At 67.3% G+C, this 8,209-nt stretch carries 5 protein-coding genes, 1 tRNA gene and 2 pseudogenes; 5 read left to right on the top strand and 3 right to left on the bottom strand.

Going from position 1 to position 8,209, the window contains the following annotated elements:
* Positions 1-69: 69 nt before the first annotated feature.
* The 3 genes and pseudogenes from A5712_RS32635 to A5712_RS05635 all read right to left on the bottom strand — a co-directional run.
* A pseudogene (locus A5712_RS32635) lies at positions 70-276 on the bottom strand (PGRS repeat-containing protein); the annotation flags it as partial.
* An 87-nt stretch (positions 277-363) separates the two neighbouring features.
* Positions 364-633: pseudogene (locus A5712_RS32630) on the bottom strand (PE family protein); the annotation flags it as partial.
* Between the two features lie 145 nt (positions 634-778).
* Positions 779-1,768 (bottom strand): glycoside hydrolase family 6 protein, encoded by a 990-nt coding sequence (locus A5712_RS05635; protein WP_068102332.1) that lies wholly within the window; start codon positions 1,766-1,768, stop codon positions 779-781.
* Positions 1,769-1,925: 157 nt separating this feature from the next.
* On the opposite strand from A5712_RS05635, the gene A5712_RS05630 reads away from it, so the two are divergent.
* The 5 genes from A5712_RS05630 to A5712_RS05610 all read left to right on the top strand — a co-directional run bounded on the left by A5712_RS05630 (position 1,926) and on the right by A5712_RS05610 (position 8,205).
* Positions 1,926-1,996, top strand: a tRNA-Cys gene (locus tag A5712_RS05630).
* Positions 1,997-2,254: 258 nt separating this feature from the next.
* Positions 2,255-3,034: a hypothetical protein gene (locus A5712_RS05625; protein WP_068102330.1), complete on the top strand. Its 780-nt coding sequence runs from the start codon at positions 2,255-2,257 to the stop codon at positions 3,032-3,034.
* A 470-nt stretch (positions 3,035-3,504) separates the two neighbouring features.
* Positions 3,505-4,134, top strand: coding sequence for a TetR/AcrR family transcriptional regulator (locus tag A5712_RS05620; protein WP_231981990.1), 630 nt, complete (start codon positions 3,505-3,507; stop codon positions 4,132-4,134).
* Positions 4,135-4,212: 78 nt separating this feature from the next.
* The gene (locus tag A5712_RS05615; RefSeq protein WP_197519302.1) at positions 4,213-6,876 is read left to right on the top strand and encodes an AAA family ATPase; all 2,664 of its coding nucleotides are present in this window, start codon (positions 4,213-4,215) and stop codon (positions 6,874-6,876) included.
* A gap of 138 nt (positions 6,877-7,014) precedes the next feature.
* Positions 7,015-8,205: an acyl-CoA dehydrogenase family protein gene (locus A5712_RS05610; protein WP_197519301.1), complete on the top strand. Its 1,191-nt coding sequence runs from the start codon at positions 7,015-7,017 to the stop codon at positions 8,203-8,205.
* Positions 8,206-8,209: the final 4 nt, after the last annotated feature.

Raw genomic sequence — 8,209 nt, 5'->3', positions numbered from 1 at the left:
GGGCTCCCCGGCCTGCGGGCCGTGGAGCGGAACCTGCTGGACACGTTCAATGCCTACTCACTGACGTTTACCGGCCGCGCCGCTGCCGCCGGCCCCGCCGGCGCCACCCGTGCCGACCAGCCCCGCGGGCCCGCCAGGTCCGCCGGCGTTACCGGCCGCCCCGGAACCGCCGGCCCCGCCGGAACCGAGCAACCACCCGCCGGGCCCGCCGGCGCCGCTGGTCCCGGGGGCGGCGTTGGCGCCGTTGCCGATCAGCGGCCGGCCGGTAAACGTCAGTGAGTAGGCATTGAACGTGTCCAGCAGGTTCCGCTCCACGGCCCGCAGGCCGGGGAGCCCCAGAATCGCTGCGCTGCTGGCCTCAGCGGCCGCGTATGTGCCGGCGCCGCCGCTCAGGGCCTGCATGAACTGCTGCTGAAACGCGACCGCCTGGGCGCCCAGCGTCTGATACGTCTGCGCGTAGTTGCCGAACAGCCGCGCAATCGCGGCGGACACCTCGTCGGCGGCAGCCGGCGCGATCCCCGTGGTCGACGGGGCCCACGACGCCGTCGCCTCTTTGATCGCCTCCCCGATTCCGTTCAAATCCGCCGAGGCCGCGGCCAAGGCCTCCGGTGCTGCGATCAAGTAAGTCGACATCTGCGGCTCCCCTCAACTTCATCGGGGTGACTCGAACCGGCAAACTGTATTTAACAAGACCCGGGTCTGTATAGCCCAGGTATTTCCGTACAGAGGTGCGGTTTCTTTGCGCCACGCGGCTGCGATGACCGCTCGACGAGACGCGCTATGAGCCCGCCGCGTGGGCCAGATCGATGGCGTACTGGCTCACGAAGGTGCCCGCCGGCGGATCACCTTTGTCGCAGGTTCCATCGGACTCGCCGGGACGTTTGATCCACAGATAAGCGTCGGCGTGCGCGCCCGCGGTCGCGGTGGTCGGGGCAGCGCCGAGCCCTCGGCCGCTGGGGTTGCACCAGTTGAGCCCGGAGTCGGGCGCCGGCCCGGCGCCGTTGCGTGACGTGTCGATCACGTAGTGCGAACCGTTGGTGAGCCCCGAAATCGCTTCCCCGTAACCGATTTCGTCCCCGGTGGTGTAGAAGTTCGCCGTGTTCAGGCTGAAACCCCGTGCCCGGGCGACGTCGACCTTGTTGAGCCTGGCGGCCATGTCCTCGGCGCTGTGCCAGCGCAAGTGGCCACCGTCGACGTACACGGCTGTCGCCGGACTGCGCGTCAGCGTGTCGACCGCATAGCGAATCAAGTCGTAGCGTTCCTGGCGCTGGTCGGCCGACAGGCAGTCGGCCATGGCCAGCGCATCGGGCTCGAGGATGACCGCCGTCCGCGTACCACCCACCTGGGAGGCGATCCCGTCGATCCACCCGCGGTAGTCGTCGGCCGTCGCCATGCCGCCCGCGGCGAAGCTGCCGCAGTCGCGGTGCGGGATCCCATAGATCGCCAGGACCGGGATGGCGCCGGCAGCTGCCGCGTCGCTGGTGTACTTCGCGACCGTCGACGCGGACGAGCCCGGGACGATCCAGTACGCCTGCGGCGTGTTGGCGATGGCGGTCAACTCGGCACTTGGCGGATCGGCATGCTGTGCCGCCCGCATGGCCGCCGAGTTCGGATTGACGTAGAAGGGCATGCCGGCCAACGGGTTGGCGTCGTCGACCAGCCGCACCGATGTGGCCCGGTCCCCGAGTAAACAGATTCCGGCAACGGTCGCAACCGTTAGGAGAGGGGCGATCCAGCGCGCGACTGCGCCAGTAGCTGAGAACGTCACCCCAGGAAATTAGCAGCACGGGACGCCGATCGCGGACGTAGGTGAGGGCGCGCTGCGTGCGCCTGTTCGCCCGCGAGACCGCGCGTCTACACCGAAATGATCGGACCGAGGCAAACCGTCGGGTTTCGCGGCCTGCGCTAGCATCGTAGCGATTCGTGCGGGTGTGGCTGAGTGGCTAGGCAGCGGCCTGCAAAGCCGTATACACGGGTTCGAATCCCGTCACTCGCTCCGCGAAACGCGGCCCTTAGCCGCACAGCCACCCGCGCCTAACGGTCATCAGTCGGCCGAAACGTCTATTCTCCAGCTTTCGGCCGGAGGTTACGTAATTCGCCAGCATAAGGCCCGATTTAAAGGGCGGTAACCTTCAGGTTCCTCTTTCGATTTCTGCGAACGATCGTTATGGTGTGTGAAGCACGGCACATCGCGCGTCGGGGAGCGGCGCGCCGCGTCCCGCATGACCGATCGCATCATTTGGGAGGGCAACTGATGACTTCGTCCACGACCTCGCCGCCGCACACCACGGTGGATAGCCGCGGCCACTTCTCCCTGGCGAGCCAGCGCGCGATCCTGTGGTGGGGCGTGGTTCTCGCCATCGTCTACGCGCTCGCCTTCGTATTCCTACTGCAGCAGTGCCCGTTGAAGAGCCCGCAGTGGTCGGCCGACCAGATCGCGCAGTGGTACGTGAACAACGGGACCAAGGTCAAGTGGGGCGCGGTCATCTGCAGCTGGACCGGGTGCTTCATGGTGCCGATCTGGGGCGTGTTCGCCGCACAGATGGCCCGCGTGGAACCCGGGCGATGGAAAGTATGGAGCGCGCTCACCCTGGCGAGCGGCGCATTGATGTCGATCTACCTGGCGCTGCCCCCGATGATGTGGGGGGTGGCGGCCTACACCGCACCGCGGAAGAACTCCGAGGTCACCGCCCTCATGCACGAGCTGGCGTCCCTGACGATGACCACGACCGACCAGGCATACATCTTCGCCTGGATCGCCGTCACGGTGATCGCCCTGCGGCCGGCCACCCAGCGGATCAAGAACAACCCCTTCCCGCGCTGGTGGGCCTACGGCTCGCTGTGGATCACCTTCATGTTCGAGGCGGGCGCGTTCGCGTTCCTGCCGCGCACCGGCCCGTTCGCCTGGAACGGACTCCTGGTGTTCTGGTCGCCATTCATACTGTTCACCATCTGGATCATCATCCAGAGCAACCTTTGCTTCCGGGCCATCCGGGCCCAGCGCGAAGACCCCGACGAGAATTACTTCGCCTAGGCCGTTAGCCGACGCCGGGTTATGCCGGACGCCCGGCGATGCCGTGGGCGACCAACGGCGGGCGCGACGGGCACGATCGAGTCCTCGAGCATCACCGCGCCGATGACCTGGGATTCCTTGTGCTGCATGTGATTTCGTAGCAGTGTTTCGCCACGCATTCGGATCCGTTCCCGGCCGGATACCCGTTGCAGATGGTCAACGAAGGTGTGCCTCCGGCGCCGACGGTCACACCTGCACCGGCCAGGCGCCGCGATGCCGATGCCCCATGCCGTCGGTGAATTGCCATCCGTCCGTTGACTCCCGCCCGCCCATATTTGGAGATGCCATGCGCGACGACGGCTTAACCCGCGGATCCTCTGGGCATCGCGTGGGACTCGCGCCAGCCGTGCGGCGTCGTTCGAGCCTCAGAAGGTGGCGGTCGATGCCAAAATGGCGGGGTGTCGAGTAAGCCAAAGGTCGACGGCCAGCCGGTGGCACGCGGTGAGGGGCGGCGTTTACTACTGGAATCGGCCCGCGCCCTGTTCGCGGAGCGTGGCTACGCAGGCACCAGCACACGGGAGATCGCGCGAGCGGCGTCCGTGACGGAGCCAATGATCTTCCGGCATTTCGGATCCAAGGCGAAACTGTTCGAGGAAGCCGTGCTGGCCCCGTTCAGCACCTTCGTATCGGAGTACATCGCGGAATGGGCTGCGCGCCCACGCGGCGTGAAAAGCCCGTATATGGAGGCGCGCGACTTCTATCGCGGGGTGTACGACGTGCTGACCGAGAATCGGCGACTTATCCGCGAGATGATCGGTGGCCGTGCAACGGGTTCACTGGCGGCCGACACCATGTCGACGCCGCAGCTGGGCGTGCTCCTCGAACGCTTCGAGGAATTCATCGAGCGCGAGCGCGATGCCGGTGGGTTCCGTGACTTCGACCCCGCGGTCATGACCCGGCTGATGTTCGGGCTTGTGTTTTCCGTTGCGATATACGGGGACTGGATGTTCGAGGGCGCAACCCGCCCGCGCCCGAGCGTCGACGCTTTCATCGACGAAATGGCACGTCTGACCATCTATGGCGCCTATCCGGAGGGCGCCGTGCCACCTGCGGCACTGTGAGCGACGCTTAGCCGCTCGTTAACCCTCGTTCACGAGTATTAGGAGAATCCGCCGTTGCCGCGGCTCGGTCGTCGTATCGTGGGCGACGTGCTCACGGTTTGGCCCTTTGTCGGACGCGCGCAGGAGCTGTCAGAAATCGAGCGCGTCCTCACCGATGGTCTGAGCAGCGGTGTGGTGCTCGCCGGCGTTGCCGGTGTGGGTAAGACCCGGTTGGCGGTCGAGGCGCTCGCACTGGCCGAGCGCCATGGGTTCGCCGCGATGCGAGCGACGGCGACCAACACCGCGCGCGGTATCCCCTTCGGTGCGGTGGCGACAATTCTCCCGATATCGACGCAATCACCTGCCGTGAACGATCGTGCCGCAATGATCCACCGCATGTCGCAGGCGCTGGTCGAGCGCGTGGCGCCACGGCGTCCCGCCTTGCTGGTCGACGACGCCCACCTCCTCGACGATGCGACCGCGACACTCGTCCATCAGCTTGCGACCTCGGGTGCCGCATTCGTGCTGCTGACCGTGCGAACATCCGAACCGGTGCCCGACGCGGTGCTCACCCTTTGGAAAGACCGGCACGCCGAACGCATTACGGTCGAGGGTCTCGGCCCGGAGTCGGTCGGAGAAATCCTCGGCGCGGTGCTCGGCGGCCCCGTCGATCATGGACTGGTGCGACGACTGGTCGCGCGTACTCGCGGAAATGCGCTGTTCATTCGAGAACTCGTTTTGGGTGCGGTCGAGGACGGCAGCCTCCGCAACGACGAAGGCCTGTGGCGCCAGGTGCGTTCTATCAGACCGTCGGAGCGGCTGGTGGAGCTGGTGCAGGCGCGGCTTTCGCTGTTGAGCCCGGCGCAGCGCGCCGTGTTGGAACTCTTGGCCTTCGGCGAGCCGCTGGGATCAGAACTGTTGCGTATGCTCGCCGACCCGGAATCGATCGACGAGCTGGAGCGTCGCGGCCTGATCGTCAGCGAGATGTGTGACCGGGGACTGCAACTGAGACTGGCGCACCCACTGTATGCGGACGTCGTTCGCGCGAGGACGCCTGCCATTCGGACCGTCTCCGTCGCCCGCGCCCTCGCCGAAGCGGTCGAAGCCGCCTTCGAAGCTGAAAACCTGCGGCGCCCGGAAGACACGCTGCGGATCGCCACCTGGCACCTCGAGTGCGGAGGCGGGTCCTCCTCGTTGATGCTCGAGGCAGCCCAGGCAGCGCGTGGGAGTTATGACTTCGACCTTGCCGCCCGGCTCGCTGAGGCTGCCGTCGAGCGTGGCGCCGGCTTCCCCGCGCGACTGTTGGCGATACAGGTGGCGGCATTGCGCGGCCGAGGCGTCGAGGTCGAGCGCAACCTCGAGCAGCTTGCCGCGGCCGCGAGAACCGATGCCGAGCGGGGAGCGGTCGCACTGACCCGGCTCGACAACGTCGCGTTCAGTCTCGCGAAGATCGACGACGCATTGCGTCTGGCGGAGGGCGCCGAGGCGGAGATCGCGGATCCGATGTGGAAGGACGAGGTGCGCGCTCGGCGGGCGAGCCTTCTGCTGGTCGCCCCCTCGGGCGGGCCGCGAGCCGCCGTGGCGGCGGCTGCGCCGTTGCTCGAGCGGACCACCGGCAGCGCCAAGGTGTGGGCCTGCTTTACCGTGTCGTGCAGCCTTACCCGTGTCGGCCGCATGCACGAGGCGCTGCACTGGGCGCACGAAGGGGCTGTCGAGCACCTGAAGCTGCGGGAGCCCATCGAGTGGCATCCGTGGATCCATAACTACAGCCGTGGCGAAGCCCTGGCCCAACTCGGCCGGCTCCGCGAGGCCGGCGCGCTGGCCGTCGAGCAGTACGAGCTGGGGATCGAGGAGCGTTCCGTGGAACGCCAAGCCTTCTTCGCCTGGCAACTCGCGACGCGGGTGGGGGAGCAGGGCGACGTCCGCTCGGCGATCCAACGCTGCCGTGAGGCCCGCGCGCTTTACGAGCAGTTGGGCCGGCCATTTTTCGTCCGGCACTGCCTGGTTCACCTGTCGCTCGCGCTCGCCCTCGGAGGCCAGGCCGACGACGCGGTCGAGACCCTGACGGGCCTGGATGCGATGGACCTTTCGCCCCAGTTGTTCGCCTATAGCGGCGACCTGCTGCAAGCACGCGCGTGGACCGCCGTCGCGCAGGGCGATATCAAGGCCGCCCGCGATTTTCTCCAGGAAGGGCTGACGCTCGCCGAGACCACCGGTGATCTCATCGGGCAGGCCTCCGCCCTGCACGGTTTGGCGCGCCTGGGGCAGGCCAGGCGCGCGGCGCCCCGCCTCACCGCGCTCGCCGGCGAAATCGAAGGCGACTTGGTCGCCGGCCGGGCCGCCCATGCCAGGGCGCTGGCCCGCGGCAACCCCGACCGGCTCCACGACGTGTCCGAGCTCTTCGAGGGCATGGGCGCATCTCTCCTTGCTGCGGAGGCCGCGGCGGCGGAGGTCCCCATTCGCAGGCGAAGGGGCGAAATCCGAAAAGCCACCGCCGCCCGACGCCGGGCCGACGCCTTATTGCAAGGCTGCGACGGGGCGGTAGTGCTCGCTGTCGGCGGGCTGGGCAACGAAACCGCGCTTACCCCTGCCGAATTGCGGGCGGCGATGCGCGCCGTGGTGGGCTGTTCAAACAAGCAGATCGCCGAGGAGTTCCACCTGTCGGTGCGGACCGTCGAGCATCAGCTTCAAAGCGCCTACGACAAGCTGGGCATCTCCCGGCGGGACGAGCTGGCCGACGTGCTGCCCGCCGCGACGCATTGAGGGCTGCCGTCGGCCGATTTGGGTAGTGGCTACCCATGCGCGCGCATATCTCGCACTGGTTGCATCTCCGCTGTCGGATTGCCGCCCTTGACGGCGGCTGCCGCGACAAGTCCAATGCCGAGACGAATGAGGTGCCAGGTGACCGCCACGAATGAAATTCTTTCCCCCGCCGTCGAAGTGGATGAGGCTCTCATCGAAGCGGCCGAAGCGTTGATCCCTCAACTCGCCGCCCGCGCCGACGATGCGGAACGCCAGGCAGGCCTGCCCCAGACGACGATCGGCGAACTCGACGACCTCGGAATCCGGCGGATGGCGCTGCCCAAGAGCGTCGGTGGCCTGGAGGCCTCGCCGAGGACCATCGTCGCCGTGACGGAGGCGCTCGCCCGCGGGTGCGCCTCGACGTCCTTCATCAACACCGTGTACACGGCCGCCGCGTACCTGATTTGTCAGCTTCCCGATCCCGGCTGGCAGGCCTTCACCTCGAGCGACAACCCCACCTCCACGATCACCGTCAATCCCGGCGGCAAGGCGGTTCGGGAGGGCAATGGCTACCGCATCGCGGGTAAGTGGCCATTCGGAACCGGCCAGCAATATTCCGGCTGGTCTTTCGTTGCCGCGCTCATCGACGGTCCGGGCGATATCCCAGATGCTGGCTTCTTCCTCGTCCCGCGGCACGAGCTCACTGCACTCGACGACTGGAACGTGACCGGTCTGTGTGGAACTGCGTCAAACACCCTTGCGGGAGAAAACATCTATGTTCCCGAGGAGCGGGTGCTGCGTATCGGCGACTTCCTTGCGGGACGGTCGGACTCAAGCCTGGTCCGCGACAACCCGTACTATCAGCATCCCGCCGCGGCCTTCACGTTGGCGTGTCTGCCGGGCACTCCGCTGGGTGTCGTCGCGGCCGCGCTCGAAGTCTTCCGCAGTCGCGTCGGCAAGCGCGGCATCACCTACACCTCCTACCTGCGGCAGGCCGACGCCGCGCTAACTCATCACCAGATCGACACCGCGACAATGAAATTGGATCAGGCGCGGTTCCACGCCGAGCGCCTCGCCGACACCGCGTCGAGGCGGGCCTCCGACTTGGACCTCGAGACCCGCGCCCGCTGCCGCGCCGACACCGGCTGGACGGTGCGCCTGTGTCGGGAGGCCGCGGACGTCATCCAGGCCGCGTCCGGCGCGAGCGCCATCCATCGCAAGGACGCGCTGCAGCGCATGATGCGCGACATGCAGGTGATCTCCGTTCACTCTCTGCTGTTGCCGACGACCAACTCCGAGGTCTACGGGCGGGTGCTGTGCGGCCTGGATCCCGACACGGCCTTCCTGTGAGCAG

The sequence above is a fragment of the Mycobacterium sp. E2327 genome (genome assembly GCF_001672675.1).
Taxonomy (GTDB): Bacteria; Actinomycetota; Actinomycetes; order Mycobacteriales; family Mycobacteriaceae; genus Mycobacterium.
Note: the sequence above shows the minus strand (reverse complement) of the source record. Positions and strands in the feature narration are given on the sequence as shown.